General features: G+C 73.7%; 22 protein-coding genes. 19 read left to right on the forward strand and 3 right to left on the reverse strand.

The window, feature by feature from the left end:
- The first annotated feature begins 6 nt into the window (after positions 1–6).
- The 10 genes from AB0G10_RS13285 (at position 7) to AB0G10_RS13330 (ending at position 11,949) form a co-directional block, all read left to right on the forward strand.
- Positions 7–1,230, forward strand: a complete 1,224-nt coding sequence (locus AB0G10_RS13285) for a hypothetical protein (RefSeq protein WP_360919568.1) — start codon at positions 7–9, stop codon at positions 1,228–1,230.
- On the forward strand, positions 1,227–2,930 hold the full coding sequence (locus tag AB0G10_RS13290) for a hypothetical protein (protein WP_360919571.1): 1,704 nt from the start codon (positions 1,227–1,229) through the stop codon (positions 2,928–2,930). Before AB0G10_RS13285 ends, AB0G10_RS13290 begins: the two co-directional genes overlap by 4 nt.
- Positions 2,927–4,093, forward strand: coding sequence for a hypothetical protein (locus tag AB0G10_RS13295; RefSeq protein ID WP_360919574.1), 1,167 nt, complete (start codon positions 2,927–2,929; stop codon positions 4,091–4,093). Before AB0G10_RS13290 ends, AB0G10_RS13295 begins: the two co-directional genes overlap by 4 nt.
- The gene (locus tag AB0G10_RS13300; RefSeq protein WP_360919576.1) at positions 4,090–4,614 is read left to right on the forward strand and encodes a hypothetical protein; all 525 of its coding nucleotides are present in this window, start codon (positions 4,090–4,092) and stop codon (positions 4,612–4,614) included. The genes AB0G10_RS13295 and AB0G10_RS13300 overlap by 4 nt, the downstream gene beginning before the upstream one ends.
- Positions 4,611–6,671 carry a hypothetical protein gene (locus tag AB0G10_RS13305; RefSeq protein WP_360919578.1) on the forward strand — a complete coding sequence of 687 codons (2,061 nt, stop codon included), beginning with the start codon at positions 4,611–4,613 and terminating at the stop codon, positions 6,669–6,671. The genes AB0G10_RS13300 and AB0G10_RS13305 overlap by 4 nt, the downstream gene beginning before the upstream one ends.
- 2 nt (positions 6,672–6,673) lie before the next feature.
- Positions 6,674–8,866: an ATP-binding protein gene (locus AB0G10_RS13310; protein WP_360919581.1), complete on the forward strand. Its 2,193-nt coding sequence runs from the start codon at positions 6,674–6,676 to the stop codon at positions 8,864–8,866.
- Between the two features lie 64 nt (positions 8,867–8,930).
- Positions 8,931–9,965, forward strand: a complete 1,035-nt coding sequence (locus AB0G10_RS13315) for a hypothetical protein (RefSeq protein ID WP_360919584.1) — start codon at positions 8,931–8,933, stop codon at positions 9,963–9,965.
- A 16-nt stretch (positions 9,966–9,981) separates the two neighbouring features.
- Entirely contained in the window at positions 9,982–10,179 is a 198-nt protein-coding gene (locus AB0G10_RS13320; protein ID WP_360919586.1) for a hypothetical protein, read from the forward strand.
- A 56-nt stretch (positions 10,180–10,235) separates the two neighbouring features.
- Entirely contained in the window at positions 10,236–10,991 is a 756-nt protein-coding gene (locus AB0G10_RS13325) for a BTAD domain-containing putative transcriptional regulator (protein WP_360919589.1), read from the forward strand.
- Positions 10,984–11,949 (forward strand): peptidoglycan-binding domain-containing protein, encoded by a 966-nt coding sequence (locus AB0G10_RS13330; RefSeq protein ID WP_360919592.1) that lies wholly within the window; start codon positions 10,984–10,986, stop codon positions 11,947–11,949. The genes AB0G10_RS13325 and AB0G10_RS13330 overlap by 8 nt, the downstream gene beginning before the upstream one ends.
- A gap of 7 nt (positions 11,950–11,956) precedes the next feature.
- Here the strand turns inward: AB0G10_RS13330 and AB0G10_RS13335 are convergent, their stop codons facing one another.
- A complete protein-coding gene (locus AB0G10_RS13335) occupies positions 11,957–12,847 on the reverse strand; it encodes a fructosamine kinase family protein (protein ID WP_360919595.1) in 891 nt (296 codons plus the stop codon).
- Positions 12,848–12,935: 88 nt separating this feature from the next.
- Between AB0G10_RS13335 and AB0G10_RS13340 the strand changes: the two genes are divergently transcribed.
- The 5 genes from AB0G10_RS13340 (at position 12,936) to AB0G10_RS13360 (ending at position 17,182) form a co-directional block, all read left to right on the forward strand.
- Complete coding sequence (locus AB0G10_RS13340) at positions 12,936–13,277, forward strand: YciI family protein (protein WP_360919597.1); 342 nt, start codon at positions 12,936–12,938, stop codon at positions 13,275–13,277.
- Between the two features lie 47 nt (positions 13,278–13,324).
- On the forward strand, positions 13,325–14,497 hold the full coding sequence (locus AB0G10_RS13345) for a DUF6596 domain-containing protein (RefSeq protein ID WP_360919599.1): 1,173 nt from the start codon (positions 13,325–13,327) through the stop codon (positions 14,495–14,497).
- Positions 14,498–14,576: 79 nt separating this feature from the next.
- Positions 14,577–15,752: an MFS transporter gene (locus tag AB0G10_RS13350; protein WP_360919602.1), complete on the forward strand. Its 1,176-nt coding sequence runs from the start codon at positions 14,577–14,579 to the stop codon at positions 15,750–15,752.
- A gap of 39 nt (positions 15,753–15,791) precedes the next feature.
- Complete coding sequence (locus AB0G10_RS13355; protein WP_360919605.1) at positions 15,792–16,658, forward strand: ABC transporter permease; 867 nt, start codon at positions 15,792–15,794, stop codon at positions 16,656–16,658.
- Positions 16,655–17,182, forward strand: coding sequence for a hypothetical protein (locus AB0G10_RS13360; RefSeq protein ID WP_360919607.1), 528 nt, complete (start codon positions 16,655–16,657; stop codon positions 17,180–17,182). The genes AB0G10_RS13355 and AB0G10_RS13360 overlap by 4 nt, the downstream gene beginning before the upstream one ends.
- Here the strand turns inward: AB0G10_RS13360 and AB0G10_RS13365 are convergent.
- Positions 17,179–17,631, reverse strand: a complete 453-nt coding sequence (locus tag AB0G10_RS13365) for a nuclear transport factor 2 family protein (RefSeq protein WP_360919610.1) — start codon at positions 17,629–17,631, stop codon at positions 17,179–17,181. The genes AB0G10_RS13360 and AB0G10_RS13365 overlap by 4 nt on opposite strands.
- The gene (locus AB0G10_RS13370) at positions 17,582–18,658 is read right to left on the reverse strand and encodes a helix-turn-helix domain-containing protein (RefSeq protein ID WP_360919612.1); all 1,077 of its coding nucleotides are present in this window, start codon (positions 18,656–18,658) and stop codon (positions 17,582–17,584) included. The genes AB0G10_RS13365 and AB0G10_RS13370 overlap by 50 nt, the downstream gene beginning before the upstream one ends.
- 343 nt (positions 18,659–19,001) lie before the next feature.
- On the opposite strand from AB0G10_RS13370, the gene AB0G10_RS13375 reads away from it, so the two are divergent.
- The 4 genes from AB0G10_RS13375 to AB0G10_RS13390 all read left to right on the forward strand — a co-directional run bounded on the left by AB0G10_RS13375 (position 19,002) and on the right by AB0G10_RS13390 (position 22,146).
- On the forward strand, positions 19,002–20,456 hold the full coding sequence (locus tag AB0G10_RS13375) for a PepSY domain-containing protein (protein ID WP_360919615.1): 1,455 nt from the start codon (positions 19,002–19,004) through the stop codon (positions 20,454–20,456).
- A 195-nt stretch (positions 20,457–20,651) separates the two neighbouring features.
- Complete coding sequence (locus AB0G10_RS13380; protein WP_360919618.1) at positions 20,652–20,867, forward strand: hypothetical protein; 216 nt, start codon at positions 20,652–20,654, stop codon at positions 20,865–20,867.
- A gap of 113 nt (positions 20,868–20,980) precedes the next feature.
- Positions 20,981–21,325 (forward strand): hypothetical protein, encoded by a 345-nt coding sequence (locus AB0G10_RS13385; RefSeq protein WP_360919621.1) that lies wholly within the window; start codon positions 20,981–20,983, stop codon positions 21,323–21,325.
- 260 nt (positions 21,326–21,585) lie between these two features.
- Positions 21,586–22,146 (forward strand): copper chaperone PCu(A)C, encoded by a 561-nt coding sequence (locus tag AB0G10_RS13390; RefSeq protein ID WP_360919624.1) that lies wholly within the window; start codon positions 21,586–21,588, stop codon positions 22,144–22,146.
- Positions 22,147–22,154: the final 8 nt, after the last annotated feature.

Below are 22,154 nucleotides of genomic sequence, written 5' to 3' on the forward strand. Positions count from 1 at the left end.
GCGACGATGCGAACGGACTGCGGACACGGGCACGGCGGCGCGGACATTCCGCTGCTGGAGCGCCTGTGCTACTTCTTCGGCCAGCTGCTGGGCCCGGAGGATCTGCGCGCCGAGCAGGCGTACTTCGTGAACCGGCTGGGTCTGCTGACCCGGGCGGCGATCGGGTGGGGCGTGGCGTGCGGCCTCGACGTGCGGGTGCCGGCCACCGCCCCCGCCCCCGCGACGGCCGGCGACGGCGAGCAGCGCCCGCCGGCCGAGCAGCTCGTGCTCGAGACCGAGGCGGGCGTGGCGGTGGACTGCCGCGGTGAGCTGCTGGTGCTGCGCCGGCGCCACTGCCGCCGGCTCGGGGAGCTGCTCGGCGACGCCGAGCGCGAGGCGCTGCTGGCCGGCCGGCCGCTCTACGTCTCGATCGAGCACGTCGCCCGGCCGGTGCATCCGAGCACCCCGGCCGAGTACGGCTGCGACCCGCTCACCGAGCCGCAGTACGGCCGGATCCGCGACGAGGTGCGCCTGCGCGTCGACGCCACCGCGCCGCAGGAGGCCGCGTGCGACACCTGTGAGATGTGCCTGGCCGGCTGCCCGGACCGCCGGATCCTGCTGGCCGTGCTGACCTGGGACCCGGGAACCGCCACGGCGAGCGTGCGGGTGGACGGGCGCCGCCCGCTCGCCCGGCACCGCCTGGCCACGGTCACCGGGCTCGGCTGGGTGCACGGCGGCACGTACGGCCGGCGGGCCGCCGAGCGGATGCTGGAACGCGGCGTCGGGGTCCGGTTCTCCCGGCCGGTGCACGCCGGCTCGCTGCGGCCCGGCGTGGTCGACCTGGTCGTGTACGAGGGCGGCCGCGGGCGCCGGGACAACTGGTACGTCAAGGACGTCACACTGGAGACCCGGCCGGCCGGGGAGCAGCTCTGCGACGAGGTGTGGATCCGGCTCCAGGAGGCCGAGGGGTTCAACACGGGCGACCGGATCCTGCTGGTGATCCGCTCGGCGTTCGTGCTGGACGAGTGCTGCCGCGCCCTGTCCGGCATGCACCTCGGCGGCGGGGTCCCGCTCCGCGCCGCCCTGACGGCGGTGGACGGCCATCCGGACCCGCAGCCGCTGATCTGCGCGAACCCGCCGGACCGGGCCGGGGACTGGCAGTCGGGCAACGGCGCCGAGGGCGGCACCTTCGAGTCGTGGATCTGGGTCGGCCAGGACCCGAGCGGCGGTTCCGAGGAGGGATCCGCATGAAGCGGCGCGACGGCGGATGCGGCTGCGGTTGCGGGGGTGGCTGCGGCGAGCGGCAGCCCGGCGCCACGGCCGCGGGCACGTTCACCCGCCCCCGGTTCTTCGCCGGCCAGCTGCTGACCGAGGAGGACCTGGAGGCGCTCGGCGACTACCTGACCGCCAAGAACCGGTTGCACAACCGCTACCTCGTCGGCGCCGGCGTGGTCTGCGGCCTCGAGGTGCTCTGCGCCGACGCGGGCGGCAGCCGGATCCGGGTACGGCCCGGGTACGCCCTCGACTGCTGCGGCAACGACATCGTCGTCGGCTGCGACGAGACGCTCGACGTCACCGCGCTGCTCGCCGACCTGCCGCACGTCGGCGGCTGCGTCGAGCCGTGCCCGGCCGAGCCGGAGCCGGGCAAGGGGGACGCCGGCAAGGAGCCGCTGGCCCGCCGGTACGAGCTGGTCGTCGAGTACACCGAGACGCCGGGACGGCTCGTCGCGCCGTACGCCGGTTCCGAGGAGCAGGGCTCCAGCGCCGACTGCGAGCCCAGCCGGGTCTCCGAGGGGTACCGGTTCGCGCTGCGCTGCCGCTGCCGTGGCGAGAAAGAAAGGCCGTCGCTGTGGACCGCGCTCGCCGCCTGCGAGACCGCCGGACTGGACGCGGCCGGCCTCGAAGCGCGGCTACGCGCCGCCGGCGACGCCGCCCAGCAGCTCACCAGCGGGGCCGCCCGCTCGCCGGACGGCGCCCCCGCCGAGAAGGAGATCGAGGAGGCCCGACGCGAGTTCGACGCCGAGAAGAAGCTGCCGCAGGCGGTGAGGCTGGCGTCGATCGGCGCCCGGCTCGCGCTGGCCGGCGACCGCACCGCCGCCCGCGACGTGCTCACCCAGGTGGAGGACACCTTCACCGGCCAGGAGCAGCAGGACCCGATCGCCGCGATCCTCAAGGCCGCCCTGCTGGAGCAGGTGTCGAGCCTGCGGCGGCGGATCCCGCCGCCGAAGCCCACGACGGACGAGGCCGGCATCGCGCCCACCACCGCCGACCGGTTGCTGGCCAACGGCGTGCCGGCCAGCGAGGAGATGCGCGAGAAGCTCCGCGAAATCGTGGCCGAGGGCCGCGACGTGCTGCTCACCCGGCGGGCGGGACAACCGGGTACGCGCTGCCAGGACGACACCCGGCTGGCCCGGCTGACCGTCGACCGCCGCGACGACCGGGCGCTGCAGGCCGCCGCCGAGCTGGTGCTCGCCGCGTTCGGGCGGTCCGCCCGCGAATGCGCCTGCGCCGCGGCCAACCCGCCGTGCCCGTCCTGCACCGACACGGCGGTGCCGCTGGCCGAGATCGTGGTCGAGGGCTGCGAGGTCGTGCGGGTGTGCGACAGCATCCGCCGGCACGCGGTGACCGGATCCACGCTCGGCTACTGGCTGCCGATGGACCTGCTGCACGACGAGATCGTCCAGGCCTGCTGCGACGACGCGCCCGGCCGGAAGCTTCCGCTGTTGAGCGTGCTGAACAACGTACGCAAAAGCCTGACACCATCCGGGAGGACTCAGGAGAAGAGCGTCGAGCCGCAGAAGCAGCTGGCCAGGACCCGGCTCAATCCCCGGCAGGCGCAGCAGATCAAGAAGATCGCCGGGGAGGCGGAGAACCTGAAGGGCGAACTGGCCCAGCTGCAGACCGAACTGTCCCGGCTGGTGGAGTCGCTGAACGCCGGTGACCGGTCATGACCGTCTCGCCGCAGCGCCCCCGGTTCACCGACGGGCAGCAGCTCAACGCCTCCGACCTGGAACTCACCGTCGACTCGGCCCGGGACCGCGCCGCCCGCCACGACCGGGTCGCGCACACCCCCGGCATCGCCGCCGGGCTGCGCCTGGCCGCCGGGGACCGGCAGATGATGACGCACGGCGGGCAGTCCGTCGGCACCGTGCCGGTCACCGTGACCGCCGGCGTGGCCATCGACGGCGACGGGCGCCTCGTCGTCGTGCCCGACGACGAGCCGCTGACCCCGGAACAGTTCCGCGCCGACGTGCTCAGCCCGGCCGTGGATCCCGATTACCCGGGCACGGTGACCACGTTCCCGTACCCGGTCATCCTCAGCGCGGACGACCGGGACGCGGCGGCGCCGCCGTTCGACCCCGGCGGCTGCGGCACCTCGGGCCCGACCCGGACGGCCGAGGGCTACCAGATCCGCATCGGCCGCCGCGACGAGCACCTCGCGCTGGCCGCGCAACCGCGGATCGGATTCGGCGAACCGCTGACCGCGGTGGCGCGGCCGTACCGGGTGCTGCTCGGCTTCGTCCGCTTCCACACGGGACTGAACCGCTACGTCGAGGTGTACGACGAGGTGGGCCAGGTCCGGGTGCGCCCGGCCGGCGTCCGGGCGGGCGAGGTGATCGCCGACCGGGACCGGCTGCTGCTGCGCCTCGGCGACCCGGCCGCGGCCGGCCAGCCGGCGATGGTCCTCGACGCCCGCGGCCTGCGCTTCGGCGCCCTCGACGCGGCCGGCGGCGTGGCCGATGTCTTCTCGGTCTCGCCGGCCGGTGACGTCACGCTCGGCGGGCAGCTCGATCCGGCGGTGTCCATCGCCGGGGCGGTGGGCCTGATCTCCGGCGTCGCGACCGACGGCATGCCGCTGCCGCTGCCGCCCGGCGTCACCGAGGAGGAGGTGGCCGCCGGCAAGGTGATCCTGCACATCTGGGTGACGCCCGGCTACCCGCCGCCGCAGCCCGGCACGGCGTTCCTGGTGTCCCGCTGCGAGGTGGACCGGCAGCGGGTGGCCCACTGCCGGCTGCAGAGGGTCACCATGAACCCGCCCGCTCTGGACGACGGGCCGGCGGCGGTGTGCCGGTTCGTGGTGGCCGCCGCACGGCAGACGGGCACCGGGCCATGACGTCGATGACCGTGGTCTACGTCAAGGAGACCGGCCACGCGATCGGTGCGCTCGTCACCGTGCCGGTCGCGGTGCCGGCGCTGCCGCCGCAGCTCGTGCTGGACGTCGCGATCACATCGGGCGGTCCGGCACTGGCCTTCCCGGCGGCCCAGCTGCTCACCGCCGTTGTCGACGCCGAGTTCGACGATCCGCTCGCGGTGTTCGGCTGGCGCGTCACATCCCTGACCGGGCCGGACGGCACCAGCAGACCGGTACTGAGCCGGCTGGTCAGCGATGTCACCGTGGCCGAGGTGGGCAGCAAGATCGAAATCACGGTGCCCCGGATGGGGTCGGCCGGCGTCGTCGAGCAGCCACGCTACGAGGTCCGCGCGCGGAGCGGCCTCATCACCGACGGTGTGGTCCGGATTCCCGCCGACAAGCCGAGCGGGAAGGCAACGGCCACCGGGACCTTCCCGGCCGAGACCCTCATCGTGCTGGTCGCGGGGTACCTGCCACAGGCCGTCCAAGGGCCGAACCCGTGATGCGGATCGGCCGGTGCGACGTGCGGGCGATCGTCCGCCAGCCCTGGTTCGCCGACGACCGTGACGCCCTGGCGCGTGCTCTCGAGGCGCTGGTCACCCTGCTCGTCGTGCCCCGGCTGGCGGCGGAGACCGGCGCGGACGGTCCCGGTGCCGTCGTGCTGCCCGAGGTGCGGGTGCGGCTGCGCGTTCCGGTCACGGCGCTCGCCGCTCTCGCCTCGCCCGGCGTGGCCGCCGATCTCGGCGCCGATCCGGAGGGTCCGGGTCCGTCGGAGACTTCCGAGAGGGTACGTGGTGAGCACCCGTCCCCCGACCCACCGGCGATGTCGGCGGCCCGGTTCACGCTGCACCATGCGGTCGGCCGGGCGGTGCACGACGCGGTGCTCGCGGCCGGCGCCACCTGGGCCCCCGGTGCGCCGCGCCCGGATCCCGTACCCGATCCGGGTCTCCACCCTCCCGGGCAGGATGGCGTACGGGCCGCGTGCGTGTCCCGGACGCTGCTGCACGCTCACCGATCCGGCCGGCTGGACCGGCTGCTGGCCGCGGCCGCCCCTCAACTGCTGACCGCCTGGTCACGACTGCTCGGCGGCCCGGACCCGGCCGGCACACCCTCATCGGAAGACCCGCAGGATGTGGTCACGGCACGGCTCGTAGCGGCGGTCGCGACGGCCGCCCGGCTCGACCTCCCCGTCTCCGATCCGTCGGTGTGGGATTTCCCCTCGCCGGCCACCCCAGCCGAACCGCACCCCTTCGCGCTTCCACCCGACAACGCCGGCACCGTCTCGGCAGCGATCGGCACCGCCGCCGCCGGGACGGCAACCACCTCCGCCGACCCGGCAGCGGCCATCACCCTCGTCGACCAAGCAGGCGAAACAGCGGGGATCAGCACGACATCCTTCCCCGCGGCTTCCGGCACCGTGCCCACGACCACCGATGGGGTGGAGGACGCTTCCGGGGAATCACCGACCGGTCCCCCGGCCGAGGGAAGCACCCATTCCACCGTCCTCCCGTCTTCCCGACATTTCGGAATTGTCGGAGACGAGCCGGCCGGCGACTCATCCGTGCTGGGCGGATCGCCGGCCGGGGCGCCGGGTGGGTGGGCGGCCGGGGCGCCGACCGGGCCGCTAGGTGGGTGGCCGGGCGGGCGGTCCGTCGTACCCGACATCGCGCGAAGCGCCCCACCCAGCTCGCGCCATGGCACCCGGCCGGCACCGCAGCGGGAGGTGGAGGTGCCGACCGTGCTGCCGTTTCTGCTGCTGGGACCGCTGCAGCGGATGGGTGTGCTGGACGCCGTGGCGGCCCATCTGGCCGGACCGGGCGGCGAGCAGGACCTGGCGGCGTTCGCCGCGGCGCTGGCGCGCAAGACGCTGCCGCCGCCGGCGCGCGGCTGGCTGCACGAGCCGGCCGCGCTCGACACGATCGCGGTGTTCGCCGGCGACCCTCACGGTTTCGCGGGCGACCCGGCCGGTGAGGCGTCACCCGAGCGGCTGGCCGATGCGGAGGCCGTCTGGTGGCCGCCCGCCCAGCGCCTGATCGTGGACGAGCTGGTGGCGGAGCGCCCGGCGGCCTGGCCGTTGCTGGTGGTGCCGGGCGATACCGGGTACGCCGTGGCGGACTCGACAGGGGTCTTCCCGATGACTCTGGACGCGGCGCCGGACGAGGTGGATCGGCTGTGGCGGTCGTTCGGGCGCCCGCCGATGCCGGACGAGATCCCTGCTTGTGCGCCGCTGGCCGAGCTGGTGGCCGCGTCCGCGGAGCGGCCCGCGTCCGGCAGGCAGGGGTACGCCGCCGCCCTCGACGGCCCGATCGCCACGCTGGCCGGCGCCGCGCTCGCCGCCCTGGCCTGGCAGCTCTGGCACGGCCGGGAGAGCACCCATCCGATGCTGGCGCTGGACCGCTTCGCCGACCTCGACGGACTGGTGCGGTCCGGTCCGTACGGGCTGACCGTGCGCGTGCCGCTCGGCCGCCGCCACGCCGACCTGCGGGATCGGGGCGCCCTGCGCACGGTCGACGACGTGCCGTGGCTGGGCGGGCGCCCGGTGGACTTCACGGGAGGCTGAGCGTGACCGGCACCAAATATGCGGCCGCCCACCTGGACCTGCGCCTGACCGTCCTGAACCGGGCGTGCCGCGCCGCCGTACGCCGCCAGCAGGCCGAAGCGGCCCTGCTGGACCGGCCCGACCTCGCCGACCGGTGCATCACCGACCGGCAGGTGGCGGTGCTGCTGGACCGCGCCGACCGCTTCGTGACCGACGCCGGCTGCCCCGCCGCTCACGAGAGTGACGGTGACATGGCCGTCGAGGACGAGCTGCGCGACCTGGCCCGGGAGGCCGGCGCCGCGTTGCCCCTCGACGTGCTGACCTCGCGTTTCGGACTGGACGAGCTGGATCGGCAGGCCCTCGTCGCGGTGGCCGCCCCCGAGCTCGACCGGGCCTACGAGCGGATCTACGCCTACGTCTGCGACGAGTTCGACCGCCGCTACCCGTCGGTGGAGCTGCTGCTGACGCTGACCGGCGGGCTGTGCGACCGGTACCCGCAGCGGGCCGCGCTCGGACCGTTCGGCACGTTGCGGCGGTGCCGGCTGCTGCTGCCGTACGCCGACGCGGCCACCGACCTGCGCCAGCAGTTGCGGCTCGCCCCCGGCCTGCTCGACCTGCTGCTCGGCGCCCCGCTCGACCCGGGCGCGGTGGCCGGTGACCCGGACTCGGTGGCCGGTGACCCGGACGCGGCCGGCACCATGGCGGACGCCTTCCCGGTGCGCTGCCGGCCGGCGCTGCCCCGGGTCGCCGCCGCCCTGCGCGAGGGAACCCTCGACACCGTGCTGATCCACGCCGAGCCGGTAGCGTTCGCCGAGGCGGCCGCCACCGAGCTGGCCCGCGCCGCCGGGATGCCGCTGCGGCGGGTCTCCGCCCTGTCCGGCGCCGGCCCGGACCAGGCGGACGCCGGCCAGGCCGGCGCGGGCCGGGCAGACGCGATCCAGGCCGGCGCGATCCAAGGCGGCGCGGTTCAGGCCGGCGCGATCCTGCGGCGGGCCCTCGCCGCCGCCGGCGCCTGCCGGGCCCTGCTCTGGATCTCCCTCCCCCACCTCGCCGACGACCTGCAGGACGTGCTCGCCGCGGTGCTGGCCGGCACCCACCAGCCGATCGTGCTGACCGCCGCGCAGCCGTGGCGGCCGGCCGCCGCGATGGCCGGGCGGCGCTGGCTGGAGGTGCACGCCGACGACGACGCCGCGGCGCGCGCCGCCTATTGGCAGCAACGATTTCCCGGGCTGGCCGACGGGCACGTGCGGGAACTCGCCGGCCGGTCCCGGCTGGCACCGCTCGCCGCGACGGCGGCGGCCGGCCTGGCCGCGACCGCGGCGACGGTCCTCGGCGAGGACGACGACCGGGCCCTGGAGGCGGCGTGCACGGCGATGTCGGCGCCGCGCCCGGACCGGCTCGTCCGGGTGGTCACGCCGCAGCGCGGGCCGGATCACCTGGTGCTCACCGCGCCGCTGCACCGGCAGATCCTGGAGATCGCGTCGTTCGCGCGGGCGCTGCCGGACCAGCACGAGCGCTGGCGGGGGAACCGGCTGATGGCCGGGCACCGCGGCTACAAGGCGCTGTTCACCGGCGACCCGGGCACCGGCAAGACCCTCGCCGCCGAGGTGATCGCCGTGCAACTCGGCACGCCGCTGGTCAAGGTGGACCTGTCCCGGGTGGTGTCGAAGTGGGTGGGTGAGACCGCGAAGCACCTCGACGACGTGTTCACCACCATCGGCGGTTCCGGGGCGGTGCTGTTCTTCGACGAGGCCGACTCGCTCTTCGGCCGGCGCGGCGAGGTGCGGCACGGCACCGATCGGTACGCCAACACCGAGGTCAGCCACCTGCTGCAGCGGTTCGAGGAGTACGCCGGGGTGGTGATCCTGGCGAGCAACCTGAGCGACAACATCGATCCGGCGTTCGTCCGCCGCTTCCACACGGTCGTGCACTTCCCCCGGCCCGACGAACCCGAGCGGCGCCGGCTGTGGGAGCTGGCGCTGCACCCGTGCGACGCCGGCGTCGACCTGGACCGGCTCGCCGCCCTGGAGCTGACCGGCGCCGGGATCGTCGGCGCGGTGCGCACCGCGAGCCTGCTGGCCGCCGCGTCCGGCGCGGACCGGCCGTCGATGCGGGATGTGGCGCAGGGCGTGAGCCGCCAGTTCCGCAGCGAGGGGCGGCTGCTCGGAGCGGGCGACCTCGGCCCGTACGCCGATCGGCCGGACCCGCGGCGATAGCGCGGCGACGCTGCGGCGACGCACGCCTCGCACGATGGCCCGGTAGAGCTTGGAGGAGGCCGTCGTGGCGCAAGCAGATCCGCACGATCAGCAGCAACAGAGCCCGTACCAGCAACAGGGCCCGCACCAGCAACAGGGCCCGCAGCAACAGGGCCCGCAGCAAGAGACCCCGCAGACGAAACCGCCTGCCGACCGGAACGACCCGAACGACAAGAACGCCCAGTACCAGCTGGACACCGCTGTCGCGAAGAAGCAGTCCGACCTTTACGAGCAGGACAAGGGCGTGGTCGAGCAGCGGTACAAAGCCCTGAAGGCCGCCCAGGACGGGTACGCCGCGGCGCGGAAGGAGCAGGCCGCCGCGTGGGAGGAGCTGGTGCGAAAGCGTGACCGCATCAAGGCGGCGCTCGACTGCAAGCTCGGCGAGAGCCGCCGGACCGAGCTGGAGCACTGCTGGTCGAAAAACACGAGCGACACCCTTCCTCCCGAACAGCAGGAGAAGTGCGACACGCCCGACACGGCCTACTGCGCGGGCCTGCCTCGCGACGTGGAGCAGCTGGGGCAGAGGATCGGCGAGATCACGGACCGGGCCGCCGCGGCCAAGCGATGCGTCACGTTCGCCGACGCGACCTACGACCGCCTGGTGAAGCTGCCCGCCGAGCTGGCCGGAGCGATCAAGAAGCTGACCGGCCGGGCCGTCGAGCTCGAGCAGGCGGTGTGCGCCCAGAGCGGCAGCGACGACGAGCGCAACTACGTCCTCTATCTGCAATTGAGCGACGACATCGACCAGCTCGACGCCGATCGTGCCGAGCCGACCGCGTACGGGCTCAAGCTGCGCTACTGGTTCGCGAAACTCATCGACTGGCGGGAGGTCAGCTTCTGCCTCCAGACCACGATCTTCCGTTACGAGACCTGGCAGAGGCTGCGGACGGAAGCTCTCAAGGCCCGTCGTGACAATCTGGTCGCTGTCGTCCTGGAGGAGTGCCGGCACGAACCCGACGACACGGGCGGCGACCCGGGACAGAGCCCGCCCGAACCCACCCCGCAGCAGCCGTGCGGATCGTCGACCGGCGGTGGTTACCGCGCATCGAACCAGGCATGAGTGTCCATCCGCTGCCATGACAGGTCCTGTGCTCGGCGTCCTGCTCGTCACGGTGTGGACGAACGACGGCGTACCGGTGGCTCGCCTGCGCGGCTCCGAGGGAGTCGACGGCAGGCCACGTGAGCTGGGAGTTTTCGCGGGCAGCGAGGCGATCCGCGACGGTGTCATCCGGTGGCTTGACGACCTGGAGCGCCACGGTGATGTGACGGAGTAGTGACGCTTTGTATGCCATGCTCGGGCGAAATCACACGATCATGCCGAGGACCGACGATGGCGCTCACCGCTGCCCCGCTCGCCACCCGCATCGACCGCCATGCTGCCGTACGTCTGCGCCTGATAGACGGCTTCCAGCTGGTGGTCGACGATCTGGCCGTGGATGCGCCGCTCGCCGCCCAGCGGCTGGTCGCCTTCCTGGCCCTGCACCCGCGGCCGCTGCACCGCAACTACGTGGCGGGCGCACTGTGGCTGGACAAGACCGACACCCGGGCCACCTCGAACCTGCGGTCCGCGCTCTGGCGCACCCGGGGTTACGGCGAACGCCTGATCCGCTCCAGCCGGACCCATCTGGGGCTCGCCGACGACGTCTATGTGGACGTCGCGGAGGTCGACGCGGTCGCGCGCAAGCTGCTGGCCGGGCACGCCGGCGACGTCGCCGCGGACACCAAGCTGCTCGGCGGCGAGCTGCTGCCGGACTGGTACGACGACTGGGTCCTGATCGAACGTGAACGCCTGCGCCAGTTGTGCCTGCACGGGCTGGAGCAGCTCAGCGCGAGCTGGCTGGCGCGGGGAAGCGTCGCGCTGGCCGCCGACGCGGCGTTCGCGGCCGTCGCCGCCGAGCCGTTGCGGGAGTCGGCGCACCGGGCCCTCGTCGACGCCCATCTCGCGGCCGGCAACTGCGGCGAGGCGGCCCGGCAGTTCAAGCAGTACCGTGCGCTGCTGCGCAACGCGCTCGGGCTGGAGCCGTCGCCGGCGTTCCGCCAGCAGATCGCGGAGGTGCTCGGACGGCAGAAGGTCGCCCGTGGCTGACATCCTCGCCACCGACCGGGACCTCGACGCGCTCCGCTCCTATCTCGCCGTCGCACCCGAGCGGTTCGCCGCCCATCAGGACCGCTACTTCGACCGGCTCGGCGAGTTGCTCGTCTTCCACCGGGTCGTCGGCGATCGCCGTGACGTGCACGCCGGTACCTTCCGGCAGGCGGTGCGCCACTTCCAGTCGGCTGCCGGGCTCGCCGCCGACGGCATTCCCGGCGAGGACACCGCCTGGGAGCTGAACCGCGGATGGGCGGAGAGCCGGCGGCTCCCGACCGTGGTCGTGGAGATGGACCAGTGGACGCCGCCCGGTGTCCCCCACCACGATCCGGACGATCACGGCTATTCCTCGATGCGTGTGCGCTCCGACGTCGCCGGCGCGGCCCGGGGGATGCGCGCGGAGCTGAACGAGGCCGGCGTGCTGATGACCACGGCGGGCGCCCTGCGTCCCCTCGACGCCGTCGTGTCGTCCGGCCGCAAACCCACCTCGATCCACTACTGCGGCGCCGCGTTCGACCTGTCCACCACCTCGGGCATGGTGCGGTCGGCGCGTGCCGACGCCCGCAATCAGCTCTACGTGATCACCGCATCCGGCGACCGGTGGAACGTGTGGGCCCGCTCGGACCGGGGCGTGCAGCGTGACCTCGACGCGGTCGAGTGGCACAACGGATCGACGAGCGTGCGCCCGGTGAGCGGCCGTTTCCTCGACGTGACCGCGGTGGCCGCCCGGCACGGCTTCCACCCGATCGGCCCCCGCTCTGAATTCCCGGCGAAGTACGGCAACGCCGAGTGGTGGCATTTCCAGAACCACCCGGTGCTGGTGCCGTGGATCAGCCAGTTCGGCCCGGAGATCCTCGCCCTCACCACCATCGACGAGGCCGACCTGCAAGAACGGCCGCGGCTCTGGGCCGAATGCCGCAGGCTCTTCCAGCGCGGCCGCAACGGCTGGTGGTGACCGCCGGTCAGGGCCGGCTCCGGAACGGCGCGAGGGTGGCGCGGATCGTCTCGGCGGCGCCCCAGTCGTCGTCGAACTGCGCCAGGACCGCGAGGTGCTGCCGCAACTGGATGATCGGCATGCGGGCCGGCCAGCCGTCGTCGAGGCCGGTCAGCTCGGCGTAGACCGGGAAGAACCGGCGTGCCTCCGGCGGCGGCGCGGTGGTCCAGAGGTGGGCCAGGTCCACCTCGGCCCAGGTGTACGACACCGCCGGGTCGATCAGCGCGGCCCGCCCGTCCGCGGTGGACAGCACGTTCTGCGCCCACAGGTCGCCGTGCGTGAGACAGGCCGGCCGGTCCGGCAGCAGCTCCGGCAGCCGGGCGCACAGCCGTTCCAGCGCGGCCCGGTCGGCGGGCCCGAGCGCGGCCTCGACCCGGGGTTCGGGAAGCCAGCGCAGCAACCGGTGCTCGGCGAAGAACGCGAAGCCGTCGCCGGTCCAGGCATTGGACTGCCGGCGCCGGCCCAGCCAGTTGTCGCGGTGCCACCCGAACCGGTCGTGACGGGTGCTGGTGTGCAGGTGCGCGAGGGCGTGGGCGAACCGCTCCCAGAACGCCTCGCCGGCCGGTCGCGGCGCCAGCAGCGACAGCACGAGCACCTCCGGGCCGGCGACGATCACGTCGGGGGTCGGCACCCCGCCGAGTTCCCGCAGGGCGGTGAGCCCCTCCGCCTCCGCGGCGAAGAGGCCGTCGCTCCCCTCGTACACATCAAGGGTCTTGACGAAGAGCGGCGGGGCGTCCTCCCGATGGACGATCCCGGCGATCGCGGCCAATCCCCCGCTCACCGGCTCGACGGCCACGACGTCCCGGATCCCGGCCCGCAGAAGGCGGGACGCCAGCGGGCTCTCACTGTCGACGGACACGAGGCCACACTAACGTCGATCGGCGCACGGCTCGTTCGTCGTCACCATGGACGGGCCGGACGGGCCCCCGACGGATCGGACAGGACAGATGGCCAAGTACATGCTCCTCATCTACGGCGACGAGCAGCAGTGGGAGGCGATGACCCCGGAGGAGAGCGCGCGACTCGACGCCGGGCACGCCGCCTTCACGGCCGCGGCAGGCAGCGCCGTGCTGGCCGGCGATCCGCTCGAGGCGACCGGCACGGCGACGACCCTGCGGGGCGGCCTCATCACCGACGGACCGTTCCTGGAGACCAAGGAGGTGCTCGGCGGCTACTACCTGGTCGAGGCCGGCGACCTGGACGAGGCGATCGCGCTGGCCCGGAAGCTGCCGGAGCTGACCTGGGCGCACTGCGCCGTGGAAGTGCGGCCCGTCCGGGACGTGAGCTGACCGCCGCGGACGCCGTCGCGCGGGCCCACCGCGAGGAGTGGGCGGCCGTGCTCGCCGCGACGGTGCACCTCACCCGTGACATCGACCTGGCCGAGGAGTGCGCCCAGGACGCGTACGCGCAGGCCCTCGAGACCTGGGAGCGCACCGGCGTCCCGGACCGGCCCGGGGCGTGGCTCACCACGGTGGCGCGCAACCGGGCCCGGGACCTGATCCGCCGCGCCGCGGTGTTCCGGCGCACCCTGCCGCTGCTGGTGGTCGACGAAGCGGTTCCCGGTCCGGAGGACCGCGACGACCGGCTGCCGCTCGTCTTCACCTGCTGCCACCCGGCGCTCGCCCGGGAGGCGCAGGTGGCGCTCACCCTGCGGCTGCTGTGCGGGCTGTCCACGGCCGAGGTCGCCCGCGCGTTCCTGGTGCGGGAGCCGGCGATGGCGGCCCGGATCACCCGCGCCAAGAAGAAGATCCGGGCGGCGCGGATCCCGTTCCGGGTGCCCGGTCCCGAGGAGTTGCCGGAGCGGATCGGCGCCGTGCTCGACGTGGTGCACCTGGTGTTCACCACCGGACACGCGGCGCCCGCGGGCGAGTCGCTGACCCGCCCCGACCTGACCGGCCGCGCCCTCGATCTGGGTCGGCTGCTGCACCGGCTGCTGCCCGGCGACGCGCGGGTCACCGGCCTGCTGGCGTTGATGCTGCTGATCGACGCGCGCAGCGGGGCGCGGGTGTCCGCCGACGGGCGCCTGGTCCTGCTCGCCGATCAGGATCGGTCACGCTGGGATGCCGGGCGCATCGAGGAGGGTGTCGCGCTGCTGGTGCGGTCGCTGCGGGCCGGGCCACCGTGCCACTGGACCGTGCAGGCCGCGATCGCCGCGGTGCACGCCGAGGCGCCGAGCGGGGAGCAGACCGACTGGGGTGAGATCACCGGGCTCTACGACGTGCTGCGTACCCTCTGGCCCTCCCCCGTCGTGGAGCTCAACCGGGCGGTGGCGCTCGGCATGCGCGACGGTCCGCAGGCGGGGCTGGACGCTCTTGATCCGCTGCTCGACGAGCCGGCGCTGGCAGCCTACGGCTACCTGAGCGCCGCACGCGCCGACTTCCTGCGGCGGCTGGGGCGTTGGGCCGAGGCCGCCGATGCGTACGAGGAGACGCTGGCGCTGACGGACAACCACGCCGAGCGCTCGTTCCTCACCGGACGGCTCGCCGAGGTCCGGGCCCGATCGCGCTGATCGCTGTCGAAAACCGCCATCCCCGTGCGTCGTGTCGGTACGGGCGCCACACCGGGCGCCCGCAGAAGGGGGTACCGGCATGCGGGCACGATGGGCGATCACCACGGTCTTCGGGGCAAACGGCCTGGTGATCGCCTCGATGGCGGTACGGACGCCGTCGCTGAAGATCGATCTGGACCTGACGACCGCGCAGATCGGCACGCTGTCGGCGGCGTTCGGGATCGCCGCCGTGATCGCCATGCAGACCGCCGGCACCCTGGTGGCGCGGACCGGCAGCCGGGTGATCGTGCAGGCCGCCACGGTGATCCTGCCGGTGCTGCTGATCGGTATCGGCGTGGCGCCGGACTTCCGGACCCAGATCCTGGTCCAGCTCACGTTCGGCGCGGTGCACGGCATGCTCGACGTGACCATGAACGCGCACGCCGTGGCGGTCGAGCGACGGCGGGGCCGCCCGATCATGAACACCTGTCATGCGGCGTGGAGCATCGGCTCGGTCGCGGGCGCGCTGCTCGGCGCCGGTGCGGCGCAGATCGGCATGAGCCGGGACGTGCACTACCTGCTGCTGGCCGGCCTGCTGATCCCGGTGGCGGTGGTCTGCGGGCGGCTGCTGCTGCCGGCGTCCGCCGACCGGGCGCCGGGTGCCGCCGCCGCTTCACGAACCGGGTGGCGCGCCGGGTGGACCGTACGGGTGATGATGTTCGGCCTGATGGGCGCCGTGGTGCTCACCGTGGAGGCGGCGGTGGCCGACTGGAGCGGCGTCCACCTGCACGAGGGACTGGGCGCGTCGCTGGGCGCGGCCGGGCTGGGCTACGTCCTGTTCGCCACGTTGCAGACCGCGGGCCGGCTGTTCGGGGACCGGCTGCAGCAGCGTACGTCGGCGGTCTTCCTGCTCCGGACCGGGACCCTCATCGCGGCGGCGGGCATGGCGATCGCCGTGCTGAGTCCGTGGATCGCGCTGAGCACCGCGGGTTTCGCGCTCGCCGGCATCGGCCTCGCCACGCCGCTGCCGGTGCTCTTCGGGGTGGTCGGCCGGCTGGGTTCGGGGCCGGGCTCGGCCGCCATGGTGGCCCGGTTCACCACCCTGACCTACACCGGCATCCTGGTCGCGCCCGCGGTGATCGGCTGGCTCGCCGGCCACGCCGGCCTGCAGCGGGTCCTGATCGGCCTGGTTCCGCTGCTCGCGATCGTCGCGGCGGCGGCGGGCCCGGTCACCCGGGATCGCAGGCCGGCTCTGGACGTGGCGCCGTTAAGGTGACCCTCGATAGGTGCCGGCCCACCACGAAGGAGACCGCCGATGTCCGAGCCCGGCGTCATCCACGACATCGGCTACCAGCGGTACTCCGGCCCGCGGCAGGGTCGCGCCGCGATCCAGCGGGCCCTGTTCGTGCACGGGCTGCGCGCCGCCTTCGGGTTCGGCCGCTCCGCGCGGGCGAAGGTCTTCCCCTGGCTGGTGGCCGGCATCATGCTGCTGGTCGCCGTCATCGTGGCGGCCGCCCGCTCGATCACCGGCGAGGTGTTCCTCACCTACCTGCAGTACGCCGACCAGATGAGTCTCCTGATCATCTTCTTCGCGGCGATCGTGGCGCCCCAGCTGGTCTCCCGCGATCTGCGGGCCGGGGTGCTGGCGCTCTACTTCAGCCGCCCGCTGCGGGCCGCCGACTACGTGGTCGCCAAGGTCGCCGCCATGACGGCCGCGGTCTGGCTGCTGCTCGGCGTGCCGCAGTTCGTCATGTTCCTGGGCGCCGCGTTCACCAGCGGGACCGGCGTCGGCGGGGTGTTCCGCGAGGTCGGTGACCTGCTGCCCGGCTGGGCCTACAGCCTGCTCTGGGCGGTGACGTTCGCCGGTATCAGCCTGCTGATCGCCTCGCTCACCGGAAAGCAGGCGTTCGCCGCCGCCGGCATCGTGGCGGTCTTCATCGCGACCGTCCCGGTCGTCGGCGTGCTCGCCTCGCTGCCCAGCACCACCGCCAACGGCCTGTCCGGCCTCGCCAGCCCGACCTTCCTGATCGGCGGCGTGGGCGAATGGATCGCCGGAAGCGAGAGCGCGCTCGACGTCGGCGTGGGCCGGTTCGGCCCGATCTACGGCATCGAGGCGGCGTGCCTCATCGCCGCATGCCTGCTGCTCCTGCTCGCCCGCTACCGCAAGGAAGCGGCGCTGTGACCACCCGGGCGCTCCTCGCCGCGCTGGCCGTGCTCATGGTCGCCCTGACCGGCTGCGGGTCCGGCACCCCGGACACCGCGCCGCCGGCCCGGGGCGCGGCCTGCGTCGCCGACCCGGGCATGGACGACGAGTACTGCGACCGCTTCATGACCGACCTGGGCCGCCGCACGCCGCCGGCCTCCGAGCAGGCGGAGGCGGCGCGGGCCGCGGAGACCGCCGTCGCGACGGCCCTCTCCGGCCGGGTCCTGGATCGCTGCAACGCCGGCGAGGGCTCCTGCACCGACCTGATCGCCTGGGGAGATCAGCCGGCCACGCCGGAGGAGATCCGGGACCGCCTTACGTCCATCGATCCCGGAGCACTGGTGCGCGTGCCGCGCCCCGGCGATCCCGCGGTCACCGGCAGTGTGGTCTTCGGAGTCCTCGTCGGCACGATCTGCGTCTACGGCCACCAGCGTTTCAAGAAAGGCCCCGAGCGGGTGTACGCCGGTGGCCCGCTCCCCGGCGGGACCTGCCTGGCTCCTTAGCCTCCGAGTCTCTTTTGGGGGCGCAGTGCTGCCAGCAGATCGTCGAGTTGCCCCCGTGCCCGCGCGCCGGCGATGTGATCGATGTAGTCCCTCGACTCGACGATGAGACCGTCACGGATGCGCATCACGAACACGCACGGCATCGTGAACGCCTCGCCGGTCTCCTCGACCCGTCCCTGGTAGGCGAACTCGGCGACGATCACCTCCGGGTCGGCGGTCTCATGGACGGTGATGCCGACCGGCCTGCGGTTCAGCGTCCGGGCGCCGGCGGGTGGCGGTGCGGTGAAGTGCTCGTGGAGTTCGGCGCGGCTGCGCAACGGCGGCGGATCGAGCGGGTGGAACGGGTGTGTGACATGGGTCTGTTCGGCGTACAGGCCGGCCAGTTCCTCGTACGGACCGTCACAGACGCCGTTCACCAGCCGGAGGAATGTCTCGCGGGGACTGGTCATACCGGGCTCCCTTCACATCGGTGGATGCCGTCCGGGCCTGCTCGCCGTCGAGGAGCATGGCACCGAGGTTCGTGACCGCGTGCACCACGCGGGCGCCGTCGCGACGCGTGCTGATCAGGCCGCTGTTGCGCAGGACGGCGGTGTGCTCGCTCACGCTCGCCGGCGAGAGGCCGACCCGGCGGGCCAGCTCCACCGTGCCGCAGCCGTCGGCGATGGTCTCCAGCAGGGCGCTGCGGCTGCGGCCGAGCAGGGTGGCGAGATGCCCGGGCGGCCGGTCGGCCGTCCAGAGCCGCCGTGCCGCCGCCAGGTCGTTGACCACTGGGTAGATCAACGTGGCCGGGGCGCCGGGGTCGGCCAGGTCGAATGCGAGGCACGGCAGGTCACCGATGAAGACCGACGGGGTCAGGACCAGTCCACGCCCGTCGAGGTGAACGTCGGCGTCGCAGCCCGGCGGGGTGTCGACCGAGAGCACCGGGTGCCGCCAGCGGACGTGCGCCGGGCACAGCGTCGCCAGGAGCTGTTCCAGCCCGCCCGCGGCCACGGCGCGAGCCCGGGCCGCGCGGTCGGCGCCGATCAGCTCGTCGATCCGGGCCCAGTACGGCCGGATCGCGGCGTCGTGCAGCGCGGCGACGGCGGCCACCAGCTCGAGGCGCGGGCCCGGGTCGCGGTCGGCCAGCGATCGCGCCCACGCGGTCAGCCGGTGGCGCCGGCCGTACCACTCCAGCTCGCGACGCAGCCCCTCGGCGGGGGCGCCGGCCAGGCGGTCGAGCCCCTCCCGCAGGTCGTCGACCGGCCCGACCAGCGTCGCGAGGTCCACGCCGCTCCCGACTGCCGGAAAGACCTCGGCCAGCACCCGTGTCGCCCTGCCCAGGCGGCCGTTGAGCTGCGTACGCCAGGCCCGGAACAGCAGGCCGGGAGTGCGCTGACGCAGTCGCTCGACGGCGTGGATCGATTCGTCGAACGGGCTCGGCCGGGCAGCGATGCGCGTGCGGGCCAGATCCTCGGCGGTCAGATGCAGCCGATACATGCCCCCTCCCCCATGCAGTGAGGCACGTCGATTCTAGGAGGCCGATGCTCGCGGTCCTCGGCCCGGGCTTTTCGGGTACGACCGAAAGCCCTGGCTCCGCGGTTCGGTGGGCCGCGAGCATCGTCGTGAGGCCAACGCACAGGACCTCAGCGACGTCCCGAACGTCGTCGCCTGGCGGTTCCGAGTCGGCTGAAGAATCGCTGGGAACTTTCCGGCAACCGATGGCGACTACTGCGATGACCTCCCCGGCGCGGTGGAGGCCATCGACGCCTTACCAGGGGCCCTGGCGTCGACTGCAACCCCAGATGCCGGCGCACCACCGACACCCTGATGAGGACAGCCGATGGCCATCACCCCCGAGATCACCGAATCCGTCCCGGACATCGAACCGGCGCAACGGCGGCCCGCGAGCAAACGCAGCTTCGGGCCGCTGCTGCTGCGGCTGCACTTCTACGCCGGCGTCATCGTCGCGCCGTTCATCCTGATCGCGGCCACGACCGGACTGCTCTTCTCCACGGCCCCCACCCTCGACAAGATCCTCTACGGGAACGAGCTGTTCGTGGACCAGGCCGGGGACACGGCCCGGCCGGTGGCCGAGCAGATCGCGGCCGCCCGGGCGACGCATCCCGACGGGGATCTCGTGGCGGTACGCGTCGGTGAGGGCGACGCCACCACGCAGGTCGACTTCAGCTCGCCCGAGCTGTCGGCGGAGTCGGAGCTGGTGCACACCGTCTATGTGAACCCGTACACCACCGAGGTCAACGGACAGCTCACCACCTGGTGGATGGCCACGCCGCTGAACACCTGGCTCGACACCTTCCACCGCGACCTGCACCTGGGCAAGTCCGGCGAGCTGTACTCCGAGTTCGCCGCCAGCTGGCTGTGGGTCCTCGCCCTCGGCGGCGTGGCCCTGTGGTGGCGGCGGCAGCGTGGCAAGCGCATGCTCGCCCCGGACCTCAAGGCCAGGAAGGGCGTCCGCCGCACCCGCAGCTGGCACGCCGCGACCGGGCTCTGGCTCGCCCTCGGCCTGCTGATCCTGTCGGCCACCGGCCTGACCTGGTCGGGGTACGCCGGCGCCAACTTCAGCGCGGCCCTCGACGCCCTGCAGGGCAGCCGCCCCTACGTCGCCACCTCGCTCGACGCCGCACCGGCCGCCTCGGGCGGCGGGCACCACAGCTCCGCCGGCGGTGGTGAGGCCGCCGCCGCCGCCGACCCGGCCGCCATCGACACCGTGCTGACCGGCGCCCGCAACGCCGGCATCGGCGGCCCGGTAGCGATCACCCCGCCCGCCGACGCCGCCAGCGCCTGGACGGTCACCCAGACCGACAGCCTCTGGCCGGTCCGCCTCGACAGCGTCGCGGTCGACTCCGGCGGCACGGTCACCGACCGGGTCGGCTTCGCCGACTGGCCGCTGCTCGCCAAGCTCACCTCGTGGGGCATCAACGCGCACATGGGCCTGCTGTTCGGCCCGGCCAACCAGATCATCCTCGCGCTGCTGGCGATCGGCATCATCACCGTGATCGTCTGGGGTTACCGGATGTGGTGGCAGCGCCGCCCCATCCGCGCCGACCGCACCGCACTCGTCGGCGCCCCGCCGGCCCGCGGCGCCTGGCAGCAGCTGCCGACCTGGGGCATCGTCGTCGGCGTCCCGGTCGTCTTCGGCCTCGCCTGGGCGCTGCCGCTGTTCGGCATACCCCTGGCCGCGTTCATCGTCTTCGACGCGGTGCTCGGCGCGATCCGGGGCCGCCGGAACGACCGGCCGCAGATCCCGGTGTCGCCCGCGCCCGCCGGCAGCTGACCTCCACGGAACCCCGGCCCGTCCACCGGGCCGGGCGTGTCCGTACCCGGAACTTTCCGACCCTGGACAGCGACTCACGGGTGTGAGACAGCGATGATCGGCGGGGTGACTCCGGGTCCCCGGTGCAGGCCGCGGGTCCGAGGGGCCGGCCGCCCACACCTGCGTGTCCGCCACCTACACGGTCACGTGGCTCTGGTGGCGCGTCGCCGCGCCGGCCCCGACCTCGGCGCGGTCCGCACCTGGACGGCGACCCTGCTGCTCGGCGGCACGACGCGCAGCATCCCGGTCCAGGCCGTCGGGAGACGGCTCGCCCTGGCCGCCGTCACCGAGACCGCGACCGCCCTCACCCTCCGGTTGCGGCTGCGATCCGGTGCGCCGGCGACGTTCGTCGTCGACCTCTCCGCGGCGTGAGACTCCTGCTCAGATCTTTCGGGGGACATCGGGAACCGGATCATGCGGTCCTGCGACTAGAGAGATCGGCGCCGACATCCGGCGCCGATCATCAGCGACCACGAGGAACGACGGTGCCCCTTCCCGACCTGGCGGCGTACGCGCCGCACCGCACCCTCCCCGACGCCGACTTCGAGGGCACGGCCGTGCCCGGGCTGCGCGCCGACTTCTACCGCCGCGCGGACGGCGACCGGATCGCATCCGTCGGCCGGTACAGCTGTCAGGGCCGCGAGGTGCTGATGGCGTGGGGTTTCGTCGACGAGAAGCACTGCCGCAGACACGCCGTCCACGACCCGCTGTCGGGCTGGCAGGCCGTGGTCGACGGCTGCCCCGACGTCCGGTTCGTGCACGCCGGGGCTCGGGTCGTCGGCCTGGAGGTGCGGACCCCGGCCGGGAAGTGGATGCGGATCGGGAACTAGCGGGCCCGGGCGGGTGCGGGCGCCGGCTGCGGGGCGGAACTTTCCCGTCGCGCACAGCGACACACCTGCTCGGCAGCGGTCTCGTGACCCTGACCCAGCACGGCCGCCTGCGCCGATGCGAGCTGCGGCCGGCCGAGGTCGAGCAACGGTTTCCCGGCCTGCTGCCGGCCGTTCTGAGCAATCTTCCGGACCGCCGGGAACTTTCCGGGCCGGCCGCCGGACCAATCATGCGAACACCTCCTTCCATCAGAACGGACACCATGCGAATCACCCTCTCCGCCGCGGCCGTGCTGGCCGGCGTGCTCGCCCTCGGGACAGCCGGCTGTGGCAGCAGCTCCACGAGCGAGGCGGCACCCGAGTCCACCGCCTCGGCGACCGCCGCGGCCACGACGCTGACGGTCAAGGACCCGTGGGTGAAGGCGGCCGAGGCCGGCGAGATGACCGCGGCGTTCGGTGTGCTGGTCAACAACACCGGCGCCGACGTGACGATCAGCGGGGCCGAGTCGCCGGCGTCGCCGCTCGAGCTGCACGAGATGGCCATGAAGGACGGCAAGATGGTCATGCAGCCGAAGGACGGCGGCTTCGTCGTCGAGGCCGGCGCCAGCCACGAGCTCGCCCCGGGCGGCGACCACCTCATGCTGATGAACCCCGCCGCCGAGATCAAGGCCGGCGACGAACTGACGTTCACCTTGAAGCTCGCCGACGGCAGCACCGTGCCGTTCACCGCCATCGCCAAGCCGTTCGTCGGCGCCGAGGAGAGCTACGATCCCGGCATGGAGATGCCCGCCTCGGGCATGCCGATGGCGAGCAGCAACCCGTGACCTCCCCA

It is taken from the genome of Actinoplanes sp. NPDC023714, assembly GCF_040639855.1.
Taxonomy (GTDB): domain Bacteria; phylum Actinomycetota; class Actinomycetes; order Mycobacteriales; family Micromonosporaceae; genus Actinoplanes.

What these genes read in the sequence shown, in the direction of transcription:
- AB0G10_RS13370 (WP_360919612.1), bottom strand. Translation starts at nt 18,658, where the DNA reads ATGTATCGGCTGCATCTGACCGCCGAGGATCTGGCCCGCACGCGCATC.
- AB0G10_RS13390 (WP_360919624.1), top strand. Translation starts at nt 21,586, where the DNA reads ATGCGAATCACCCTCTCCGCCGCGGCCGTGCTGGCCGGCGTGCTCGCC.
- AB0G10_RS13295 (WP_360919574.1), top strand. Translation starts at nt 2,927, where the DNA reads ATGACCGTCTCGCCGCAGCGCCCCCGGTTCACCGACGGGCAGCAGCTC.
- AB0G10_RS13285 (WP_360919568.1), top strand. Translation starts at nt 7, where the DNA reads ATGCGAACGGACTGCGGACACGGGCACGGCGGCGCGGACATTCCGCTG.
- AB0G10_RS13325 (WP_360919589.1), top strand. Translation starts at nt 10,236, where the DNA reads ATGGCGCTCACCGCTGCCCCGCTCGCCACCCGCATCGACCGCCATGCT.
- AB0G10_RS13350 (WP_360919602.1), top strand. Translation starts at nt 14,577, where the DNA reads ATGCGGGCACGATGGGCGATCACCACGGTCTTCGGGGCAAACGGCCTG.
- AB0G10_RS13300 (WP_360919576.1), top strand. Translation starts at nt 4,090, where the DNA reads ATGACGTCGATGACCGTGGTCTACGTCAAGGAGACCGGCCACGCGATC.
- AB0G10_RS13355 (WP_360919605.1), top strand. Translation starts at nt 15,792, where the DNA reads ATGTCCGAGCCCGGCGTCATCCACGACATCGGCTACCAGCGGTACTCC.
- AB0G10_RS13365 (WP_360919610.1), bottom strand. Translation starts at nt 17,631, where the DNA reads ATGACCAGTCCCCGCGAGACATTCCTCCGGCTGGTGAACGGCGTCTGT.
- AB0G10_RS13340 (WP_360919597.1), top strand. Translation starts at nt 12,936, where the DNA reads ATGGCCAAGTACATGCTCCTCATCTACGGCGACGAGCAGCAGTGGGAG.
- AB0G10_RS13320 (WP_360919586.1), top strand. Translation starts at nt 9,982, where the DNA reads ATGACAGGTCCTGTGCTCGGCGTCCTGCTCGTCACGGTGTGGACGAAC.
- AB0G10_RS13375 (WP_360919615.1), top strand. Translation starts at nt 19,002, where the DNA reads ATGGCCATCACCCCCGAGATCACCGAATCCGTCCCGGACATCGAACCG.
- AB0G10_RS13290 (WP_360919571.1), top strand. Translation starts at nt 1,227, where the DNA reads ATGAAGCGGCGCGACGGCGGATGCGGCTGCGGTTGCGGGGGTGGCTGC.